This window comes from Microvirga lenta (assembly GCF_020532555.1).
Classification (GTDB): Bacteria; Pseudomonadota; Alphaproteobacteria; order Rhizobiales; family Beijerinckiaceae; genus Microvirga; species Microvirga lenta.
Map to the genome: position 1 here is coordinate 541,996 of NZ_JAJBBR010000001.1, position 20,022 is coordinate 562,017.

General features: G+C 68.5%; 22 protein-coding genes. 13 read left to right on the forward strand and 9 right to left on the reverse strand.

The window, feature by feature from the left end; translation table 11 throughout:
- The first annotated feature begins 26 nt into the window (after window positions 1–26).
- From LGR44_RS02825 to LGR44_RS02835, 3 genes are all read left to right on the forward strand, one after another.
- Window positions 27–647, forward strand: a complete 621-nt coding sequence (locus LGR44_RS02825; RefSeq protein WP_226736969.1) for a 2,3-bisphosphoglycerate-dependent phosphoglycerate mutase — start codon at window positions 27–29, stop codon at window positions 645–647.
- 80 nt (window positions 648–727) lie between these two features.
- Window positions 728–1,348, forward strand: a complete 621-nt coding sequence (locus tag LGR44_RS02830; protein WP_226736971.1) for an alpha-ketoglutarate-dependent dioxygenase AlkB family protein — start codon at window positions 728–730, stop codon at window positions 1,346–1,348.
- Window positions 1,349–1,379: 31 nt separating this feature from the next.
- On the forward strand, window positions 1,380–2,324 hold the full coding sequence (locus tag LGR44_RS02835) for a hypothetical protein (protein WP_226736973.1): 945 nt from the start codon (window positions 1,380–1,382) through the stop codon (window positions 2,322–2,324).
- A 10-nt stretch (window positions 2,325–2,334) separates the two neighbouring features.
- Here LGR44_RS02835 and LGR44_RS02840 read toward each other — a convergent pair whose 3' ends face one another.
- From LGR44_RS02840 to LGR44_RS02855, 4 genes are all read right to left on the reverse strand, one after another.
- Entirely contained in the window at window positions 2,335–2,718 is a 384-nt protein-coding gene (locus LGR44_RS02840; protein ID WP_226736975.1) for an SPW repeat domain-containing protein, read from the reverse strand.
- A 58-nt stretch (window positions 2,719–2,776) separates the two neighbouring features.
- Complete coding sequence (locus LGR44_RS02845) at window positions 2,777–3,406, reverse strand: trimeric intracellular cation channel family protein (protein ID WP_226736977.1); 630 nt, start codon at window positions 3,404–3,406, stop codon at window positions 2,777–2,779.
- Window positions 3,407–3,412: 6 nt separating this feature from the next.
- Window positions 3,413–4,048: a nucleotide exchange factor GrpE gene (grpE, locus tag LGR44_RS02850; protein ID WP_226736979.1), complete on the reverse strand. Its 636-nt coding sequence runs from the start codon at window positions 4,046–4,048 to the stop codon at window positions 3,413–3,415.
- A 63-nt stretch (window positions 4,049–4,111) separates the two neighbouring features.
- Entirely contained in the window at window positions 4,112–6,862 is a 2,751-nt protein-coding gene (locus LGR44_RS02855; protein WP_226736982.1) for a [protein-PII] uridylyltransferase, read from the reverse strand.
- A gap of 264 nt (window positions 6,863–7,126) precedes the next feature.
- Between LGR44_RS02855 and LGR44_RS02860 the strand changes: the two genes are divergently transcribed.
- From LGR44_RS02860 to LGR44_RS02875, 4 genes are all read left to right on the forward strand, one after another.
- The gene (locus LGR44_RS02860) at window positions 7,127–8,095 is read left to right on the forward strand and encodes an aliphatic sulfonate ABC transporter substrate-binding protein (protein WP_226736984.1); all 969 of its coding nucleotides are present in this window, start codon (window positions 7,127–7,129) and stop codon (window positions 8,093–8,095) included.
- 126 nt (window positions 8,096–8,221) lie between these two features.
- The gene (locus LGR44_RS02865) at window positions 8,222–8,974 is read left to right on the forward strand and encodes an ABC transporter permease (RefSeq protein WP_226737114.1); all 753 of its coding nucleotides are present in this window, start codon (window positions 8,222–8,224) and stop codon (window positions 8,972–8,974) included.
- Between the two features lie 201 nt (window positions 8,975–9,175).
- On the forward strand, window positions 9,176–9,964 hold the full coding sequence (locus tag LGR44_RS02870; RefSeq protein ID WP_226736986.1) for an ABC transporter ATP-binding protein: 789 nt from the start codon (window positions 9,176–9,178) through the stop codon (window positions 9,962–9,964).
- A gap of 20 nt (window positions 9,965–9,984) precedes the next feature.
- The gene (locus LGR44_RS02875) at window positions 9,985–10,503 is read left to right on the forward strand and encodes an OsmC family protein (RefSeq protein WP_226736988.1); all 519 of its coding nucleotides are present in this window, start codon (window positions 9,985–9,987) and stop codon (window positions 10,501–10,503) included.
- Between the two features lie 2 nt (window positions 10,504–10,505).
- Here the strand turns inward: LGR44_RS02875 and LGR44_RS02880 are convergent, their stop codons facing one another.
- The gene (locus LGR44_RS02880) at window positions 10,506–11,804 is read right to left on the reverse strand and encodes a penicillin-binding protein activator (protein WP_226736990.1); all 1,299 of its coding nucleotides are present in this window, start codon (window positions 11,802–11,804) and stop codon (window positions 10,506–10,508) included.
- A 123-nt stretch (window positions 11,805–11,927) separates the two neighbouring features.
- Between LGR44_RS02880 and rsmI the strand changes: the two genes are divergently transcribed.
- Together rsmI and LGR44_RS02890 are read left to right on the forward strand one after the other, a co-directional pair.
- Window positions 11,928–12,866, forward strand: coding sequence for a 16S rRNA (cytidine(1402)-2'-O)-methyltransferase (gene rsmI / locus LGR44_RS02885; protein ID WP_226736992.1), 939 nt, complete (start codon window positions 11,928–11,930; stop codon window positions 12,864–12,866).
- Window positions 12,863–13,240 carry a YraN family protein gene (locus LGR44_RS02890; RefSeq protein ID WP_226736994.1) on the forward strand — a complete coding sequence of 126 codons (378 nt, stop codon included), beginning with the start codon at window positions 12,863–12,865 and terminating at the stop codon, window positions 13,238–13,240. Before rsmI ends, LGR44_RS02890 begins: the two co-directional genes overlap by 4 nt.
- Here the strand turns inward: LGR44_RS02890 and LGR44_RS02895 are convergent.
- Window positions 13,237–14,109: a LysR family transcriptional regulator gene (locus tag LGR44_RS02895; RefSeq protein ID WP_226736996.1), complete on the reverse strand. Its 873-nt coding sequence runs from the start codon at window positions 14,107–14,109 to the stop codon at window positions 13,237–13,239. The genes LGR44_RS02890 and LGR44_RS02895 overlap by 4 nt on opposite strands.
- Before the next feature lie 238 nt (window positions 14,110–14,347).
- Between LGR44_RS02895 and LGR44_RS02900 the strand changes: the two genes are divergently transcribed.
- Complete coding sequence (locus LGR44_RS02900) at window positions 14,348–14,638, forward strand: DUF1127 domain-containing protein (protein WP_226736998.1); 291 nt, start codon at window positions 14,348–14,350, stop codon at window positions 14,636–14,638.
- Between the two features lie 2 nt (window positions 14,639–14,640).
- On the opposite strand, the gene LGR44_RS02905 is transcribed toward LGR44_RS02900, so the two are convergent.
- The gene (locus LGR44_RS02905) at window positions 14,641–15,510 is read right to left on the reverse strand and encodes a lipid kinase (RefSeq protein WP_226737000.1); all 870 of its coding nucleotides are present in this window, start codon (window positions 15,508–15,510) and stop codon (window positions 14,641–14,643) included.
- Between the two features lie 165 nt (window positions 15,511–15,675).
- Between LGR44_RS02905 and gshB the strand changes: the two genes are divergently transcribed.
- Window positions 15,676–16,620: a glutathione synthase gene (gene gshB, locus LGR44_RS02910; RefSeq protein ID WP_226737002.1), complete on the forward strand. Its 945-nt coding sequence runs from the start codon at window positions 15,676–15,678 to the stop codon at window positions 16,618–16,620.
- A gap of 72 nt (window positions 16,621–16,692) precedes the next feature.
- Here gshB and hemW read toward each other — a convergent pair whose 3' ends face one another.
- Complete coding sequence (gene hemW / locus LGR44_RS02915) at window positions 16,693–17,853, reverse strand: radical SAM family heme chaperone HemW (protein ID WP_226737004.1); 1,161 nt, start codon at window positions 17,851–17,853, stop codon at window positions 16,693–16,695.
- 207 nt (window positions 17,854–18,060) lie between these two features.
- Here hemW and LGR44_RS02920 point away from each other — a divergent pair, with 207 nt between their 5' ends.
- Together LGR44_RS02920 and LGR44_RS02925 are read left to right on the forward strand one after the other, a co-directional pair.
- The gene (locus tag LGR44_RS02920) at window positions 18,061–18,735 is read left to right on the forward strand and encodes a TetR/AcrR family transcriptional regulator (protein ID WP_226737006.1); all 675 of its coding nucleotides are present in this window, start codon (window positions 18,061–18,063) and stop codon (window positions 18,733–18,735) included.
- Window positions 18,736–18,838: 103 nt separating this feature from the next.
- Window positions 18,839–19,321 (forward strand): DUF2852 domain-containing protein, encoded by a 483-nt coding sequence (locus LGR44_RS02925; RefSeq protein ID WP_226737008.1) that lies wholly within the window; start codon window positions 18,839–18,841, stop codon window positions 19,319–19,321.
- Window positions 19,322–19,376: 55 nt separating this feature from the next.
- Here LGR44_RS02925 and rdgB read toward each other — a convergent pair whose 3' ends face one another.
- Complete coding sequence (gene rdgB, locus LGR44_RS02930; RefSeq protein WP_226737011.1) at window positions 19,377–20,021, reverse strand: RdgB/HAM1 family non-canonical purine NTP pyrophosphatase; 645 nt, start codon at window positions 20,019–20,021, stop codon at window positions 19,377–19,379.
- Window position 20,022: the final 1 nt, after the last annotated feature.

Genomic DNA, 20,022 nt, shown 5'->3' on the forward strand with positions numbered 1-20,022 from the left:
TTCCCGACAGCTGGAGACGCCCCGACATGAACCGCCTTCTCGTCCTCGCACGCCACGGCCAGAGCGAATGGAACCTCAAGAACCTGTTCACGGGCTGGAAGGACCCGGGCCTGACGGAGCTCGGCATCGAGGAGGCCCGCACCGCAGGCCGGCGCCTGAAGGAGATGGGCGTCCAGTTCGACATCGCCTTCACGTCGGATCTGTCCCGGGCCCAGCGCACCTGCAAGCTGATCCTGGAAGAGATCGGCCAGCCGGAGCTGAAGACCGTCGCCGACCAGGCCCTGAACGAGCGCGATTACGGCGAGCTCGCCGGTCTCAACAAGGACGACGCCCGCGCCCGCTGGGGCGAGGAGCAGGTCCATCTGTGGCGCCGCTCCTACGACGTGCAGCCGCCCGGCGGCGAGAGCCTGAAGGACACGGTCGCCCGCGTGCTGCCCTACTACATGCGCGAGATCCTGCCCCGGGTCATGCGCGGCGAGCGCGTGCTGGTGGCCGCCCACGGCAACTCCCTGCGCGCCCTCGTGATGGTGCTCGACGGCCTGACGCCGGAGACGATCCCGTCCATGGAGCTCGCGACCGGCATCCCGCTGGTCTACAACCTGAACGCCGACACCACGGTGGCCGACAAGAAGGTGCTGACGGCCTGAACGAGCGCCATCCGTCATTCCGGGCTCCGCCTCGCGGCTCCGGAATGACGACGGAGGGGTGCTCAGGGTAGAAGATTCTCATGTCCTCCATCACCCTCGCGCCCGGCCTCGTCTATCACCCCGACTATCTCGACCGCTCCGCACAGGAGAGGCTGCTCGAAGCCTTGCGCGGGATCACCCGGGCGGCGCCGCTCTACACGCCGCGGATGCCGCGCACGGGCAAGCCGTTCTCCGTGCGCATGACCAATTGCGGCCGCCTCGGTTGGGTCTCGGACGTCCAGGGCTACCGCTATCAGCCGACGCATCCCGAAACCGGCGAACCCTGGCCCGCCATGCCGGATCGGGTGCTTCGCGCCTGGGAGGAGCTGAGCGGCTATTCCCACCCGCCCGATGCCTGCCTGATCAATTTCTACGAGCCCAAGGCCCGCATGGGGATGCACCAGGACAAGGACGAGGAGGCCTTCGACGCCCCCGTCGTGTCCCTGTCCCTCGGGGACACCGCCCTGTTCCGCTATGGCGGCCTCGACCGGAGGGACCCGACCAAGTCGGTCCGCCTGCGCTCGGGCGACGCCATCGTGTTCGGCGGCCCGGCCCGGCTGATCCACCACGGGATCGACCGCCTGATCCCCGAGACCTCCGATCTGCTGCCGCAGGGCGGGCGGCTCAATCTGACCTTGCGCCGGGTGGAGAAGCCGCTTTAAGCCTAAGGGAGAAGAATACCCGGAGGACCTCATGAGACTGAAAGCTTTCGCAGCCGGTACCATAGGCATCGTCCTGTCCCTTCAGGCCGCCCTGGCGGCCGAGCCCGTGTTTCCGCCCGCCTCGCGGGTCGGCATCGTGCCGCCGCAGGACATGGTGCTGTCCAAGCGCTTCACCGGCTTCGAGAACGAGGAGCGGGCGGCCGCGATCACCCTCGTGGAGATGCCGGCCGGGGCCTATGAGCAGCTGGCGGCGGGAATGACGAAGGACGCCCTCAGGCGCCAGGGGCTCGACGTGACGGCCCGGGAGACCCTCAAGGTCGGCGATGCGACGGGAATCCTCGTCGCGGGCGCCATGACGGGGCCCGTCAAGGGCCGCAAATGGGTGCTGGCCCTCAAGGGCAAGGACCTGACCGCCCTGCTGATCGCGCAGGTCGAGGGCGGCAAGGACGGCTACAGCGAGGAACAGATGCGCGACGCCCTGACCAGCGTCTCGTTGCGCGGGCCGATCTCCCTCGAGGAGCAGGTTTCCGCCCTGCCGTTCCGGATCGCCGACAAGGCCGGCTTCCGGCCCGTGCGGGTGATGTCGGGCAACGCCGCCCTCTTCACCGAAGGGCCGAAGGACACGATCGAGGCCGTGGAGCAGCCGATCGCGATCCTAGCCGTCTCCCTGCAGCCCCCGCCGCGTGCGGGAGAGCCGCGCGAGCAGTTCGCCCGAGCCGCGCTCTACTCCAACGAGGTGCTCAAGGACATCGTCCTGGAACGCGCCGATTCCTTCCGCCTCAAGGGCCAGGACTGGCACGAGATCGTGGCGCGGGCCAAGGACAGGGCCTCGGGCGAGCCCGTGGTGGTGATGCAGACGATCCGGTTCGATTCCGACCGCTACGTGCGCATGGTCGGCGTGGTGCGGGACGAGAAGCGCGAACAGGTGATGCCGCGCTTCCGCACCCTGATCGACAGCATCGACATGAATCCCTGATCGCCGGAGCCTAACTGCCGACGTTGAAGCTGCTCACGGCGGCAGCCCGCGTCGGCTCCGTGCGGGTGACCAGGCTCGCCGCGACGGAGAACAGCCCGAACGCGACGTGCGGCAGATAGACCTGCTCCGCGAAACCGAAGCCCCACGGCGTGATGGCCAGGATGAAGCCGGCCACGCCGTCCAGGCCGAGATGCAGGGGCATGGGCAGCAGGGGCAGAAACCCCACTTCGTAGCGGGTGACGAGGCTGTACAGAATGGCTCCGAGCCCGAACACGATGGCGACCCATTTGGCCGCCGTCACGTCGGCGAAGCCGAAGAGCCAGGGGCTCGCCGTCAGCGCCGCGCCCCAGAGATAGTCGATGATGCCGTGCAGGCGCGTCGGTAGAAAGCGCATCTCGCCTCCCGGAGTGATCCGGGGGCAACGGCAGGATGCCGGACCGGTTCCTTTCCGGTCAGTCCCGCCGCGGGAAGGCCGGCAGCGTCCAGCCGCGCAGGAGCGCCAGCGCCCGCAAGGAGAAGCTCGCGGCGAAGCCTGCGCCGGCCGAGGCGAACGGGTCCAGGCCGATTCCCTGCAGGACGACCATGACGGCAGCGCCGAGGGCGGCGGCGGTTACGTAGATTTCCTGGCGCAGCACGAGGGGCGTGGTTCCGGCCAGGATGTCGCGGATGATGCCGCCGAAAGTGGCGGTGATGGTCCCCAAGGCGATGGCGGAGAGCGCCGGCACGCCCGCCGCGAGGGCCTTGCCCGTGCCGACGATGGCGAAGAGGGCGAGCCCCAGGGCATCGGCCCACAGGAGCGTCCGTCCCCGGCGCCCGCCTTCGAGCGCCGCGACCCGGCCGGGCCCGAGCGCGAAGACGGCAGCCGCCACCAGCAGGCAGACCAGCACGTCGCCCGGATCGCCGACCCAGAAGACCGGATCCGCTCCGATGAGGAGATCCCGCAGGGTGCCGCCGCCCACGCCCGTCACGGTGGCGAGGAGCGCGAACCCGAACGGGTCCATGCCCTTGCGGGCCGCCATCAGGGCGCCGGTGAGCGCGAAAACGGCGACCCCGAGGGTCTCGAAGGACAGGCTGGGGATCAAGCGGGGTTAGGAGGCGGCGGAAGGATTGTCCGCGCCTTCGGCGCCGTTGGCCGCCTTGGGGCCGCCCTTGGCCACGCCCACCAGGGCCGGGCGCAGGACCCGGTCGCCGATGACGTAGCCCGACTGCACCACCTGGACCACCGTGCCGCTGGGCACGTCCGGGTTCGGCACCTCGAACATGGCCTGATGCACGTTGGGATCGAATTTCTGGCCCTGCGGATCGAGCCGCTTCACCCCGTGGCGCTCCAGGGTCTTGAGCAGGTCGCGCTCGGTGAGGTCGATGCCCTCGATCAGGCCCTTGAAGGCGCCCTCGGCGCCGGCCCGGGCATCCTCGGGCACGCTCTCGATGGCGCGGCGGACGTTGTCGGCCACGTTGAGCATGTCGCGGGCGAAGTTCGTCACCGCATAGGTGCGGGCATCGGCCACCTCGCGCTCGGTGCGGCGGCGAAGGTTCTCCATGTCCGCCATCAGGCGCAGGAACTTGTCCTTCAGGTCCGCCTTCTCGGCTTCCAGGACGGCGATGGGATCCGGCGAGGCTTGCGCCTCGGCGTCGTTCGCCGCGGCACCGGCTGCGGCCTCTGCGGGCTCCGCAGCCTCCGCCTGAGGCGTCGTGTTCTGGTTTTCCGTGTCGTTCGGCTTCATCGTCGATCAACTGAGATGGAGGAAAAGGGGTCGGGCCACATATCAGGTCGCGGGAACCACAAATCAAGCGCTGCGCCGCTGAAGCGGGGCAGTTTCCTCCGCCTTGAACACGTCGAGCAGGGTCCGGCGGATGGTGGCCTGGCGGCTGGCGTGGGTCACCTTGGTGCCGGTGAGATCGGTCACGTAGAACACGTCCACGGCCTTTTCGCCGAAGGTGACGATGTGCGCCGAGGCGATGTTGAGGTTGAGCTTCCCCAGGGCCGTGGTGAGATCGTAGAGCAGGCCCGGCCGGTCCAGTCCGGAGATTTCGATCACCGTCTGGCGGTTCGACAGGGAATTGTCGATGGAGACCTCCGGCGGCACGTGGAAGGCCTTGGCGCGCTCCTTGGCCGGGCGCTTGCCGTCCACGAGGTCGGCGATCTTCACCTCGCCCTTCAGGGCGCGCTCGATGGCGGTGGCGACCCTCTCGGCGCGGCGCAGCTCGTCCTCGTCCCGGTCGAAGGCGCGCGACAGCACGATGGTGTCGAGGGCCATGCCGTCCGTGGTGGTGAAGATCTGCGCGTCGACGATGTTGCCGCCTGCCGCCGCGCAGGCGCCGGTGATGATGGCGAGCAGGCGCGGATGGTCCGGCGACAGGACGGTGAGCTCCGTCACGCCCCGGAACTGGTCGGTCTCGAAACAGGTGGTGACCGTGCGTCCGGCCTCCTCGGCCCGGCGGACGAAACGGGCCTGTTTCGCGCGCCGGTCCTCGTCGGTCTTGAGCCAGTAGGCGGGCGTGTGGCGGGCCGCATAGGCCTCGAACACGTCCTGCGGCCAGTCGGCGAGCTGGGCGCGAAGCTGCTCCTGCGCCAGGCGCACCCGCTCGGAGCGGGCGAGATCCGTCGCGCCGCCGCCCAGCACCACTTCGGTCTCGTGATAGAGGGTGCGCAGGAGCTGCCCCTTCCAGCCGGTCCAGACGCCCGGTCCCACGGCGCGGATGTCCGCCACCGTGAGGACGAGGAGCAGCTTGAGGCGCTCCATGGTCTGCACCACCTCGGCGAAGCTCTTGATCGTGGCCGGGTCCGAGAGGTCGCGGCTCTGCGCCGTGTTCGACATCAGGAGGTGGTGCTCGATCAGCCACGCCACGGTGTTGGTCTCGGCCTCGGTCAGGCCGAAGCGCGGGCCGAGCTTGCGGGCGATCGTGGCGCCGGCCTCCGAATGGTCCTGCGGGCGGCCCTTGGCGATGTCGTGCAGGAACACGGCCACGTAGAGCGCGCGGCGGTTCTGGATGGAGGAGAAGATCTGGTTCACGAGCGGATGCTCGTTGCCGAACTGCCCCGTCTCGATCTCGGTCAGGATACCGATGGAGCGGATCAGGTGCTCGTCCACCGTGTAGTGGTGGTACATGTTGAACTGCATCATCGCGACGATGCGGCCGAAATCGGGAATAAAGCGCCCGAGCACGCCCGCCTCGTTCATGCGGCGCAGCACCACTTCCGGCACGTTCTTGGAGGTGAGAATATCGAGGAACAGCCGGTTCGCCTCGCGGTCGTTGCGCAAGGTGGGGCCGATCAGCGACAGGGAGCGCGTCGCGAGCCGGGTCGCGTCCGGATGGATCGGCAGGTTGTGCCGGTCGGCGAGCCAGAACAGGCGGATGAGGTTGACCGGGTCGCGCTCGAACGCCGTCTCGTCGCTGACGTTGATGCGGTCGTTGTCGATGACGAAGCCTTGCTCGGCGAGCGCTCCGCCGCGGCGGCGGCGGAAGCGTCCGAACATGCGGTCGAGCACCGGACGGCGCTTGGCCTGGCGCGCCTCGAGCTCGGCGCACACGATGGCGGTGAGGTCGCCCACATCCTTCGCGATGCGAAAATAAGCCTTCATGAAACGCTCGACGGCCGACAGGCCGCTGCGTCCCGTGAAGCCGATCCGCTGGGCAATGACGCGCTGGTGGTCGAAGGTCAGCCGTTCCTCGGCCCGTCCCGTGGCGAAGTGCAGATGGCAGCGCACGCGCCACAGGAACTCCTCGCAGCGGGCGAAGAGGTTGAACTCGTCCGGCGTGAAGAGCCCGGCCTTCACCAGCTCCTCCGGCTCCCGGACGCGATAGACGTATTTGGCGATCCAGAAGAGCGTGTTCAGGTCGCGCAGGCCGCCCTTGCCGTCCTTGACGTTCGGCTCGACCAGGTAGCGGGAGGCGCCGGCCTTGGCGACGCGGGCATCGCGCTCCTTGAGCTTCGCGTCCACGAAGTCGGCAGCCGAGGTGGCGACGATCTCCCGGTCGAAGCGCTCCATGAGCGTGTCGTAGAGCATCGGGTCGCCGAACAGGAAGCGCGCTTCGAGGAGGGAGGTGCGGATGGTCATGTCCGCCGCCGCTTCCCGGATGCAGTCCTCCACCGAGCGGGTGGCGTGCCCGACCTTCAGCTTCAGGTCCCAGAACACGTAGAGCATGGCCTCGACCACGCTCTCGCTCCAGGCCGTCTGCTTGTAGGGCAGCAGGAACAGGAGATCGACATCCGAGCCGGGCGCGAGCGTCCCGCGCCCGTAGCCGCCGGTCGCCACCACGGCGAGGCGCTCGCCCATGGACGGGTTGTTGGCCGGATAGAGATGCCTCACCACCGCGTCGTGGACGCCGCGGACGAGCGCGTCCATCTGCTTGGAGAGATAGCGGGCGCAGTCGAGGCCGTTCTGGTTTTCGAGGAGCCGCGCCTCGGCCGCGGCATGGCCTTCGTCGAGGAATCTCCTGAGTTCGGGCACCAGGCGGGAGCGCAGGAGACCCGGGTCCCGCAAGGGCTCGCGACCCAGATTCTGGAGAATGGTCTCGACGGAGAGGCTGGACATGGGCGACCGTGCTTGAACGCGTGTCCCGGCTTACCATTTCGCGGGGGCTTCGCCCATGGCCTACCCGGTGGACATTCGTCGCAGCATCTGGTTTGTTCTTTTTACAAGACGATGTTTGACAAAAGAAACGAACAGTTCTACAAAAAGGACACGCGCCGATTTGAGCAAGCAGCTTGCGGGCGCGAAACAAGTGCAGCTAAAGCGCCGGGCGCCGGAACCCTCGGGTTGCGAGCTCCCATGCGCGGAACATGGGACCCGATACCGATGAGCCTGACCCGCCGCCTTCTCCTCGCCGCCTCCCTCGCCACCGGACTTTCATCCTTCGCCACCGCCGCCTCCGCGCAGGTGGAGGAAGTGCGCCTGGACTTCGCCACCTACAACCCTGTCAGCCTCGTCCTGAAGGACAAGGGCTTCCTGGAAAAGGAACTCGCCAAGGACGGCATCAAGGTCCGCTGGGTGCAGTCGCTCGGCTCCAACAAGGCCCTCGAATTCCTCAATGCCGGATCCATCGATTTCGGCTCCACGGCCGGGGCCGCGGCGCTGATCGGCAAGATCAACGGCAACCCGATCAAGTCGATCTACGTCTATTCCCGCCCCGAATGGACGGCCCTCGTCGCGGGCAAGAATTCCGAGATCGCGAAGGTCGAGGACCTGAAGGGCAAGCGCGTCGCGGTGACCCGCGGCACCGATCCGCACATCTTCCTGGTGCGCGCCCTGCAGGACGCCAAGCTCACCGAGAAGGACGTGAAGCTGGTTCTGCTCCAGCATCCCGACGGACGCACCGCGCTGGAGCGCGGCGACGTGGATGCCTGGGCCGGCCTCGATCCGCTGATGGCGGCAGCCGAGGTGGAGAGCGGCGCCAAGCTGTTCTACCGCAATGCGGCCGCGAACACCTGGGGCATCCTCAACGTCCGCGAGGCCTTCGCCAAGGAGAACCCGGCCCTCGTCGGGAAGGTGCTGAAGGCCTATGAGGAGGCGCGGGCCTATGCGCTCGCCAATCCGGAAGAGCTGAAGAAGATCCTCGTGTCCTACACCAAGCTGCCCGAGCCGGTGATCGAGCGTCAGCTCGAGCGCACGGAGCTGACGCACTCCACCATCGGGCAGCCGCAGGTCGACACGATCCTGGCCGCCGGCCTCGCCCTGCAGCAGGCGGGGGTCATCGCCGCCGACACGGACGTGAAGGCCGCCGTCGATTCCCTGATCGACCGCAGCTTCGCGACCGCCTCTCGATAAGCTTCATCACGGGAGAGCGCCGTGACAGGCCAAGCCCAAAGCCACGCCTGGTCCTCCCATAAGGGTGCCGCCGCTCTCGCGGCCCCTCCCCTTGCCGGGAAGAAGCGCCAGGCCTTCGATTGGCGCATTCTTCTCGGCTTTTTGCTGCCCATCGCCATTGCGCTGCTGTGGGAAGCCGCCGTCGCCCTGGGCCTCGCGCAGGGCCGCCTCGTACCGCCGCCGAGCCGCATCGCCGCAACGCTTCTGGCGCTCGCCGAGACCGGCGAGCTGTGGACCCATGTCTGGGCCACGCTCTGGCGCATCCTGATCGGCTTCGTCATCGGCGCCGCCGCGGGCATCGCGATCGGGGCGGTCTCGGGCACCAGCACCACGATGCGCCGCCTGCTCGACCCGACTCTGCAGGCGCTGCGCGCGATCCCCTCCATCGCCTGGGTGCCGCTCTTCATCCTGTGGCTCGGCATCTTCGAGGAATCGAAGGTGGCGCTGATCGCGGTCGGCGTGTTCTTTCCGGTCTATCTCGGCATCGCGGGCGCGATCCTCTCCGTCGACCGCAAGCTGGTCGAGGTCGGCCACGTCTTCCGCCTGTCGCGCACGCAGCTCGCCCGGCGCATCCTGCTTCCGGCCGTCCTGCCGGAGGCGCTGATCGCCCTGCGCTCGGGCCTCGGCCTCGGCTTCATGTTCGTGGTCGCGGCCGAGTTCATGGGCGCCTCGGAGGGGCTGGGCTATCTCCTCGTCGACGGCCAGCAGATGGGCAAGCCCGACCAGATCCTCGCCGCCATCATCGCCTTCGCGCTTCTGGGCAAGATCGCCGACAGCCTGCTCGTCTACGGCACCAAGCCGCTGGTGCGCTGGCAGGACACCGTGCGGGAGCGCCTGTGATGCCGAACCTCGCCTCCCCGCCGTCATTCCGGGGCCGCGCAGCGGAGCCCGGAACCCGGAGCCGCAGCCGCAAGCAAGGCAGGCGCAGCGGGTCGCGCGCGACATCTCTTGAACGGTTGGCGTCTATGGGTTCCGGGCTCGGCCTCCGGCCGTCCCGGAATGACGGCGCGAACTGCCCAGCGCTGACGGGAGGTTTCTGACATGCTGAACCTCGAACACCTCTCCAAGACCTATGCCGACGGGACGCGGGCGCTGTCCGACATCAACCTCTCCGTCCGCGAGGCCGAGATCGTCGCGCTGATCGGCGGCTCGGGCTGCGGCAAGACCACCTTGCTGCGCCTCATCGCCGGCCTCGACCGGGCCAGCGCGGGCACGATCCGCCTGGACGACGAAGTGCTCTCGGGCCCTCACCCGGCCATCGGCATCGTGTTCCAGGAGCCGCGCCTCCTGCCCTGGCTGACGGTGTCCGACAACATCGCCTTCGGCCTCGACGGCGTGAGCGCCGCCGAGCGCAAGGCGCGGGTCGCGCATGCACTGGAGAAGATCGGCCTCGTGGAGCATGCCGACCGCTGGCCGCGCGATCTCTCCGGCGGCCAGCAGCAGCGCGTCGCCATCGCCCGCGCCTTCGTGACCAACCCGAAGGTGCTCCTCCTCGACGAGCCGTTCTCGGCCCTGGACGCCTTCACCCGCGCGAGCCTGCACGAGCACCTGCTCGGCCTGTGGGAGGAGACGCGGCCCATCGTCGTTCTCGTGACGCACGACGTGCAGGAGGCCGTGACGCTGGCCGACCGGGCCATCGTGATGCAGCCGAAACCCGGGCGCATCTTCGACGAATTGTCCTTGAGTCTCGCTCGCCCGCGCGACAAATCGGGGCTGCCGTTCGAATCCTCGGTGCGCCGCGTGCTGTCGGCACTGGACCAATCGCTCAATCCGCCGCAAAAACAGCCTCAGCGTGAAAAGGACCGCCAGGCCGCCGCGCTCTGGTGGTGACACAATCCAAGGACAACATCATGGACTCGACCGAACTGCGCGCCCTCCAGGCCCCGCTGAAGGATCAATACCGCAACGACCCGAACGCCGCCGTCATCACCCTGAAGGCGCAAGGCACCCTCGACGACCAGCACATCGCCTGCAAGGTCGAGACCGGCCGCGCCCTCGCTGTGGCCGGACTTCACCCGGCTACCGGCGGCTCGGGAGCGGAACTCTGTTCGGGCGACATGCTGCTCGAGGCGCTCGTGGCCTGCGCGGGCGTGACCCTCAAGGCCGTGGCGACCGCGCTCGAGATCGACCTGCGCCATGGCGCCGTGAAGGCCGAGGGCGATCTCGATTTCCGCGGCACGCTCGGGGTCGACAAGACGGCGCCCGTGGGCTTCAAGGACATCCGCCTGACCTTCGAGGTCGACACCGACGCGCCGCAGGAGAAAATCGATCAGCTCCTCAAGCTGACCGAGCGCTACTGCGTGGTGTTCCAGACCCTCAACAACAAGCCGGCCCTGAGCGCCACCCTGTCGCGACAGCCGGCGGCTTGAGGCTAGTTGCTCGCCATGAGCGTGCGCGGCGCCCCGCTCACCATCACGGTGGCGCCGCCGCGGATCTCCTGCACGGCGAGGGCGCGGTCGTTGGTGCCGTCGGGCTTGAAGCGGAACACGCCATCGGCGCCGGCAAAGCCCGACGGATCGGTGAGCGTGCCCTCCGCGAAGCGCTGCGCACCCCGCGCGCGGTTGAGCGCCACGGCAAGGGTCACCGCGTCGTAGGAGAGCGTGGCGAGGCGGATCGGGTCCGTGTTGAAGCGGGCGCGGTAGCGCGCGGCGAAAGCCTCGAAGCCGCGGTTGTCGGGCGCGGCGAACCAGCCGCCCTGCAGGGCGGGAAGCGCATAGACCCGCGCCTCGTTCCAGATGCCCGTGCCGAGAGGCTTCACCCGCTGAGGATCGAACCCCACGGTCTGGAGGGCCTGCGCCACCATCGGCAGGCCGTCGCCGCTCTCGGGGATGAACACCGAATCCGCCTGAGGCGCCGCCCCGGCGATCGTGTGGGCCAGGCGCTGCACGGCCCCGTGCGGCTGTCCGGCCGGGTAGCGCTCGACGGCGACCACGCGAAGCCCGTGGCGGGCCGCCGCCTGCTGGAACTGGGCCTCGGCCACGCGGCCGTAAGTCGTCTCGGGGATGAGCGCCGCCACCGAGCGGCGGCCCTGCGAGGCCGCGTAGGAGACAATGCGGTCCACCTCGGCCTGGACCAGGAAACTCAGGAGATAGACGCCGGGCGCAGCGACGCTCGTATCCGTCGAGAAGGCGACGACGGGCTTCGCCGACTGGCGGGCCACCTGTCCGGCCGCCTGGACGGAGCTGGCGAAGAGCGGGCCGAGGATCAGCTCGGCGCCTTCCGCGACGGCCTGGCTCGCGGCCTCGCTCGCGCCCTCGGGCGTGCCGCGGTCGTCCTTCACGAGCACGGTGATCTCGCTGCTTCCGGCCTCGGCCAGGGCCAGATCGGCGGCATTCTTCATGCTCTGCGCCGCCACGGCGCTCTGCCCCTGCCCGGTCAGCGGCAGGATGAGCGCGACCCGGACCGGGCCGCTGCCGATGGTCGTCCCGCCCGACGCCATGGGCATGGCCCCCGGCAGGGTACCGGCGGGCCCGGCGGGTGCAGCCGGATCGGCCTCGTAGAGGGTCTCGGGCGGAGGCGGAGGAGCGGCCGCATTCCGGCCGACGGAACGCGGGGGAACCATGCTGCCGGACCCGATGCAGCCGGACAGCAGCAGGGTGGCGGCCAGGGCGGCAGCCCAGGTGCGCCGGCTCTTCGAGCCGCGGATCGAACGAGGAGAAAACCGTGCCATCTCCCAAGCCCCCATGGAAGCAGCCTATCGACAAACACGCCGATCATGGCCGGTAAAAGTAAACATTGTTTCCACGGCCTGCGGCTTTCGCCGGAACGGGCCTTCATGCGACAGTAGCGAACGATGACCCAGAGAATCGACAACAGGACCAAGCGGCGGGACCCTGCCGCGCGCGTCAGCACCTTCACGGCCTTCGGCCTCGCCGCCGAGGCCGAGCCCCTGTCGCCCGGCCTCTACGTGGTGGCGACCCCCATCGGCAACCTGAAGGACATTTCCCTGCGCGGCCTGAACGTGCTCGCCGCCGCCGATGCGGTTCTGGCCGAGGACACGCGGGTCACCAAGACCCTGCTGGCCCATTACGGCATCACGACCCCTCTCCTGGCCTATCACGAGCACTCCACCGACGCCGTCCGCGAGCGCATGGTGCAGCGCATCCGCGAGGGACAGGCCCTCGCGCTGGTATCGGATGCAGGCACGCCCCTGGTCTCCGACCCGGGCTACAAGCTCGTGCAGGCCGCCATCGAGGAAGGCCTGCCGGTGACGCCCATTCCCGGCCCTTCGGCCATTCTCACGGCGCTCGTCGTGTCGGGCCTGCCCACCGACCGCTTCTTCTTCGAGGGCTTCCTGCCGGCGAAAAGCGGCGCGCGCCGCTCGCGGCTCGCCGAAATCGCATCGATTCCGGGCACGCTGATGCTGTTCGAAGGCCCGCACCGCCTGCCAGAGATGCTGGCCGACGCCGCCGACGTGCTGGGCGAGCGCCAGGCCGTGGTGGCGCGCGAACTGACCAAGCTGTTCGAGACCATCCGGCGCGGCACCCTGCCGGAACTGGCGAGGCAATTCGCCGAGGAAGGACCGCCCAAGGGCGAGATCGTGGTGCTGATCGGCGAGGCCAGCAAGGAAATGCACGCGGCCGAGGCCGACGCGGCCCTCGACGGCAAGCTGGAGGCCGCCCTGAAGCACCACTCGATCAAGGATGCGGCGGCGCTCGTGGCGGCGGAGCTGAACATGCCGAAGCGCGAGGTCTATGCCCGCGCCCTCGCGCTCGCCAAGAAGGACGCATGAGAAACGCCGTCGAGCGCCGGCGCGCCACCTTCCTGCGCGGCCACAGGGCCGAGCTGATCGCGCTGCTGTTCCTGCTGTCGAAGGGCTACCGCCCCCTCGCCCGCCGCTATGCGGCCGCGGGCGGCGAAATCGACCTCATCGCCATGCGCGGCGACACCATCGCGTTCGTGGAGGTGAAGGCGCGCGGCCGGATGGACGACGCACTCACCGCGATCACGCCCGCCAAGCGCCGTCGCTTCTCCCGCGCCGCCCGGGCCTGGCTCTCGCGCCATCCCTGGGCCGCCGCCAAGACCTGGCGGGCCGATGCGGTCTTCCTCGCCCCCCGCCGGTGGCCGTGGCACGTGGCGGGGGCGTTCGAGCTGGAGATGTCCTAGGCCACCATGCGCCGCGGCACGGCGAGCGCCTGGCGGATATGGCGTGCCATTTCCTGGACGATGGGGCCGCCGCCGTTCTTCGGCAGGTAGAGGTTCACCGTGAAGGGCGGGAGCGCGGGCAGCCCCGATTCGCGGCCCAGCACCTCGAGGTTTTCGGGAACGGTGGAGGCCATCCAGGCCATGACGGCAATATCGGCGGCGACCGTCGCCACCTGAGCGGAGGTGTTCGTCACCTCGGAGGCGGAGCGCCACTCGATGCCGGCCTGCTGCAGGGCCTCGCGGATGGGGGCACGGAAGGCGCAATCGGAACAGCCGATCGACACGGGAAGCGGCCGCTGCCGCGCCGCCTCGCCGCCCGGGGCGCCGACCCAGACCAGCCGGTCCATGATGAGGTTCTCGCCATCCGGATCGCAGCTCATCTCGGTGGCGAGCACCACATCCACCTTGCCGGCGGCGAGTTCCGAACGGAGCTTCGCGCTCGACCCGCTCCGCAGGGTGATCTGCACGCGCGGGTAGCTGCGCGCGAAGCCCTTGAGAAAGGTGGGCAGGTAGGTGGTGATGATGTCGCTCGGGATTCCGAGCCGCACCTCGCCCTCGTAGACGGGGGTCGTGATCTCGGTCCAGATCTCGTCGTTGAGGGCGAGCATCCGCTTGGCGCGCCCGAACAGGCGCTCGCCCGCCGCCGTCAGCTTCATGCCGCGCCGGTCGCGGGTGATGAGCGCGTCGCCCACCATGTCTTCGAGGCGCTTGATCTGCTGGCTCACGGCCGCCTGGGTGAGATTGAGCAGACCCGCAGCGGCGGTCATGCCGCCCGCGTCGACCACGGCCACGAAGGCCCGCAGCAGGCTGACGTCGAGGTTGTGGGGCATGGGAAGCCTCCATAAAACTCTGTTATCTTCAATATAATGAACATTCGTTTCCGTTATGCAAGGCACAGGCGTAGAGTTCTCTCATCGCCGCTGACGGAAAGCTCCCGACGAGCACGGCAACGGCCCACGGCCCCGAGGATTCGAAGATCAAGACCTGCATCGCCACGCCGGACACCCGTCCGGCGAAGGACGGCGCTCGCCTCTCGGATCCTCACCGGCCCAACCGATGGAGAGAACCATGTCTCTGAGCATGACCCGCGAAGCGGCCCCCCGGCTTGCCGGATCGCGTGAAAGGAAGGGTCCGGGGTTGCTGAGCCGCCTTGCAGCCCTGGTGATGAGCGAGATCCGCGCGCGCCGCGACATGCGCCTGCTCGCCTCTCTCGACGACGCGGCTCTCCACGACATCGGCCTGGCCCGCGGAGAGGTCGAGGGCGTGGTTCGCTACGGCCGCTCATGGAAGAGCGAGCAGCCTGCCCCCGACGAGAGCACCGGGGCGGTCCTGCCGCCCTCCCTCACCGAATGGCGCTGAAGTCAGGGCGCGAAAACGGTGACGGCACAGGGTTTGATGGAAAAATGCGCCGGCGTCTTCGTGACGATCTCGCCATCGGCATTGACCGAGCGGGGACGCCGGGTGCGGATGTCGAACTCCTTCGCCCGGATAGCGCGGACCTCGCGCCAGGCGCCGTGCTCGCCGCTGCGGAAGGACCGCGCCATGAAGGCCATCTTCCAGGCGCGGTCGAATTCGAGGCTGTAGAGATCGAGATGCTGATCGTCGATCGCCGCATCCTTCTCGACCGCGTTGCCGCCGCCGTAATACCGCCCGTTGCCGACCGCGATCTGCAGGGTCCTGACGCGGATGGCCTCCTTGTCGCTGGTGATGGTGGCGCGGAAGGGGCGCGCCTGCGCCAGCACGTTCATGGCCACGAGTGCATAGCCGAGACGGCCGAAGCGCCGCTTGATGTCCCGCGTGAGCCTCTTCGCCAGATCGGCCGAGAGGCCGATGCTCGCCACGTTGAAGAACGGTTCGCCGTTGACGATGCCCAGATCGATCCTGCGGGTCTTGCCGGCGGCGATGACGTCCGCCGCATCATCGAGATCGAAGGGAATGCCCAGGGTGCGGGCGAGATCGTTGGCGGTGCCCAGGGGCAGGATGCCGAGGGGCAGGTTGGCCTCGATCACGCCGAACGCCGCCGCATTGATCGTTCCGTCGCCCCCGCCGACCACCACGCAATCCACCCTATCGGCATGTTCGACGATGATGGAGCCCATGTCCTCGCGCTTGTGGCATTCCACGTGAATGGGCTCGATATCGTGCGCCTTCAGTCGCTCGATGGCGAATCGGCACTGGGCCTCGCCGCTGCGGCTCTTGGAATTCACGATCAGAAGGGCGCGGCGTGTCATGACTTGTCAGAAATGTAGGCGGTCGTGCCTGTCGGCAAGGGAGGTGCGCTCCTGGGAAGGGCCGGGGACAACGCGCCGATCCCCATTTCGTTCGACCGGCGCAAGAGAGCCTGTTGCCATTGATCCATTTCGGGCCAATAACCCGGATCTCACGGAGACTGACGCATGACCCTGACCGTCGCGGTCCAGATGGACCACATCAAGAACATCAAGATTGCCGGCGATACGGGCTTCGCGCTGCTCCTCGAGGCGCAACGGCGCGGGCATCGCGTCCTGCACTACACTCCCGACCGCCTGTCCATGCGCGACGGGGCGGTGACGGCGATGGCCGAGGCGGTCGAGGCGCGGGACGTGGAGGGCGACCACTTCACCCTTGCCGAGCCGGAACGGGTCGATCTCTCCACGGTCGACGTGGTGCTCATGCGCCAGGACCCGCCCTTCGACCTCGCCTACATCACCGCGACCCACATGCTGGAGCGCATCCACCCGAAGACGCTCGTGGTGAACGACCCCACCCATGTGCGCAACGCGCCGGAAAAGCTCTTCGTCACGCAGTTTCCGCATCTCATGCCCACGACCCTGATCTCCCGCGACAAGCAGGAGATCGAGGAGTTCCGGCGCGAGCACGGCGACGTGGTCATGAAGCCGCTCTACGGGCACGGCGGCGCGAGCGTGTTCAAGATCGGCCGGGAAGATCCGAATTTCGGCTCGCTCTACGACCTCTTCGCCGCCACCTTCCGCGAGCCCTGGGTGATCCAGCGATTCCTGCCGAAGGTGACGGAAGGCGACAAGCGCATCATCCTCATCGACGGCGAGGCGGCGGGCGCTGTCAACCGCGTTCCGGCCGCCAACGACATCCGCTCCAACATGGTGCGCGGCGGCGCCGCGAAGCCCACGGACCTGACGCCGCGCGAGCGCGAGATCTGCGAGACCATCGGCCCCCACCTGAAGCAGATGGGCCTCATCCTCGTGGGCATCGACGTGATCGACGGCAACCTGACCGAGATCAACGTGACCGCCCCCACGGGCGTGCGCGCCATCAAGCGCCTCGGCGGGCCGGATCTCGCGGTGAACGTGTGGGACGCGATCGAGGCGAAGGTGAAGCGATAGGCGCCTCCCGCCATCGTTTTCAAAGACGTGAATGGCCGGATCGAGTCCGGCCATGGCGAAGGACGGCAGCGCTTACGCCGCCAGTTCCGCAATCACCGCGTTGAGCACCGGAAATCCCTCCCGCGTCACCGCGAGGCGGTTGCCCTCGGTGCGGATGAGGCCATCCTCCACGAGGTGGCGCACCTTGCGCGCGTTGAGCTCCCGCCCGGTGAAGGCCGTGTAGCGGCGCGGGTCGATGCCCTCCTTCAGGCGAAGCCCCATGAGCAGGAACTCGTCGCCCTCGGCCTCCGAGGTCAGGACCTCCTCCTCGACGATGCCGTGCCCCTCGCGCTCCACCTGCGCCAGCCAGGTCTCGGGGTGCTTCTCAGTCGAGGTCGCCAGCCGCGCATTGCCGGTGACGAGGCGGCCATGGGCGCCGGGGCCGATGCCGGCATATTCGCCGTAGCGCCAGTAGACGAGGTTGTGGCGGGATTCGGCGCCCGGCCGGGCGTGGTTGGAAATCTCGTAGGCGGGCAGCCCATGCGCCTCGCAGACCTCCTGCGTGACGTCGTAGAGCGCCCTGCCCGTCTCCTCGTCCGGAATCGTGATCTTGCCGGCATCGTAGAGTCGTTGGAACCAGGTGCCGGGCTCAATGGTGAGCTGGTAGAGCGAGAGGTGCTCCACCGCGTGGCCGATGGCCTGCTTCAGCTCCGCGCGCCACTCCTCCGGGGTCTGGTTGGGCCGGGCATAGATCAGGTCGAAGGAATAGCGCTCGAAGATGGAGGCCGCGATCTTCACCGCCGCCAGCGCCTCCTCGACCGAGTGCATGCGCCCGAGCCGGCGCAGGTCCGGGTCGTTGAGCGCCTGGACGCCCAGCGACACCCGGTTGATGCCGGCCGCCCGGTAGCCGCGGAAGCGGTCCGCCTCGACGCTGGTCGGATTGGCCTCCAGGGTCACCTCGGCGCCGGGATCGATCGCCCAGGCGCCGCCGATGGCGTCGAGAATGGCGCCCACCGTTTCCGGCTTCATGAGCGAGGGCGTGCCCCCGCCGAAGAAGATGCTGGTGACGGTCCGGCCGGGAATGCGCGCCGCATTGTGGGCGATCTCCTGCCGGAAGGCCGCGAGGAACCGTTCCTGGTCCACCGGCTGATGGCGGACATGGCTGTTGAAGTCGCAATAGGGACATTTGGAGGCGCAGAAGGGCCAATGGACATAGACGCCGAAGCCCGCATCGCGCGTCGGATGCTCGATCATGGGCCGTATATGGCAGTTCCGGGCCTGAACGTCACCCTCGCCCTTGCCGCATCCCGGCCGTGCCGCCTCCGGCCGTGACGGCGGCAACGGTCGGGCGCGCCATTTCTGAACCTCTTTCCTCCGCCGCGGTTCATGTTCTAAGGGCTCTCGGCTGGCTTCGCCCGGGCAGGCGGTCTAGAGTTCGGCCAAGGAAGTACAGGTATCATCATGCGTCACTGGCGTGCCCCCTTCGACCGGCAGGGCTACCACCACGGCAATCTGAAGGAAGCGCTGATCGAGGCAGCCCAGCGCTTCATCGCCGAGCGGGGCATCGGGGGCTTCACCCTGGCCGATGCGGCCAAGCTCGTGGGCGTGACGCCGGCGGCGCTCTACCGGCATTTCCGCGGCCGCGAGGCCCTGGTGGCCGAAGTCGCCTTCCGCGGCTTCACGGAGCTGTCCAACCGGCTCGGTCGCGCCCTGCAGAGCGACGGCACGCCGCTGGAGCGCTTCACCCGCATGGGCGAGGCCTATCTGGCCTTCGCCGAGCAGGAGCCCGGCTTCTATGCCGCCATGTTCTCGGCCAAGCCCGCGGATGGCGGGGCCTGTGCCCCCGGCGGTCCCAAAGCGGAGGCCAAGCCCGCGGAGAAGCCTTCGGGCGGCAATGCCTTCGATTTCCTGGTCCATGCCCTGTCCGACACCTTTCCCGACGGATTCAAGGGCGTCGACGTGCGCTTCGTCGCCATCGAGGTCTGGGCCCTGTCCCACGGCATCGCCACCCTGGACGCGGCGGGACAGCTGCCGAAGGGGCCGGGCCTTCCCGACAAGTACGAACTGCTTCGCGCCGGCGTGCTCGCCCTCGTCCACGGCGCCCTGCAGCGGGGCCAGGGCGACCCTGCCCGCTAGCCCGCACGGATTCCTTCGAAAAATATCTGGCCGCCATGTCTTGAAAGCGCGGCCAGGGCCCCGCATGTAAATGTTGTTAGCATTAACATAGCGGGACCCTTCGATGTCTGATTCTGCTTCAACCGCCTGGAACACGGGCCCGAATTCGGGCCCCTGGAACAACGGCGCTCAACGCCGCTGCGGGCGTCCGCCCCGGCGCGCGTTGGAAATCGCCGGAATCGTCCTGGGCTTCATCTGGTTCTGGCCGCTCGCGCTGGCCTATTTGGTTTGGAAACTCATGGGATATCCAAAATACGACGAGGCGAAAGCCTATTTCCGCGAGAACTTCAGCCGCGTGACGGATGATCTTTTCGCGTCCAACCGCTCCGCGGGCGGCTTCGGCGCCGGCACCGGCAACGCCGCCTTCGAGGAGTACCGTCGCAACGAGCTGCGTCGCCTCGAGGAGGAGCGCCGCAAGCTCGACGAGGAGGCTCGCGCCTTCCGCGATTTCGTCGAGGAGCTGAAGCGGGCCAAGGACCGCGAGGAGTTCGACGCCTTCATGGCCCGCCGCCGCTCCGAGCGGAACGACGGTCAGTCGAACGCCTAAAAAACGGCTCGGCCAAGCCTCGGACGGAGCGCCCCTCGGGGCGCTCCGTTGCGTTTCAGGCCCGGCGCAGGCACCCGGCCGCCAGCTTCACGAAGGCCCGCGCCCGGTGGGACAGCGCCTGGGGCTCCGGCTTCGACCAGTCGATGCCGTGCTTCTCCTCCGAGGAGATCTCTCCGAAGGTCTCGGCATATCCATCGGGCTGGAACATGGGATCGTAGCCGAATCCTTGCGTTCCGCGCGGCGGCCAGGCGACCTGACCGAAGACCCGTCCCTCGAACAGCTCCTCGTGCCCGTCCGGCCAGGCGACCACCAGGGCGGAGACGAAATGGGCCTTCCGGTTGCCCGTCTCCGTCACGCCACGCTTCTGCAGCTCGCGCTCGACCCGCGCCATGGCGCCGGGGAAATCCTTGTTCGGCCCCGCCCAATTGGCTGTGAACAGGCCCGGAGCGCCGTCGAGCGCATCGACGCAGAGCCCCGAATCGTCCGAAATCGCCGGCAGGCCCGTGGCCTTGGCGGCCGCATGGGCCTTGATGGCCGCGTTCTCGGCGAACATGTGGCCGGTCTCGTCGGGCTCGGGCAGGCCGAGCTCGCCCGCCGAGACCGCCTCGATGCCGAAGGGCGCGAGAAGCTCCCTCATCTCGCGCAGCTTGCCAGGATTGTGGGTCGCGATGACGACCTTGCCGGTGAGCTGACGGGGCATG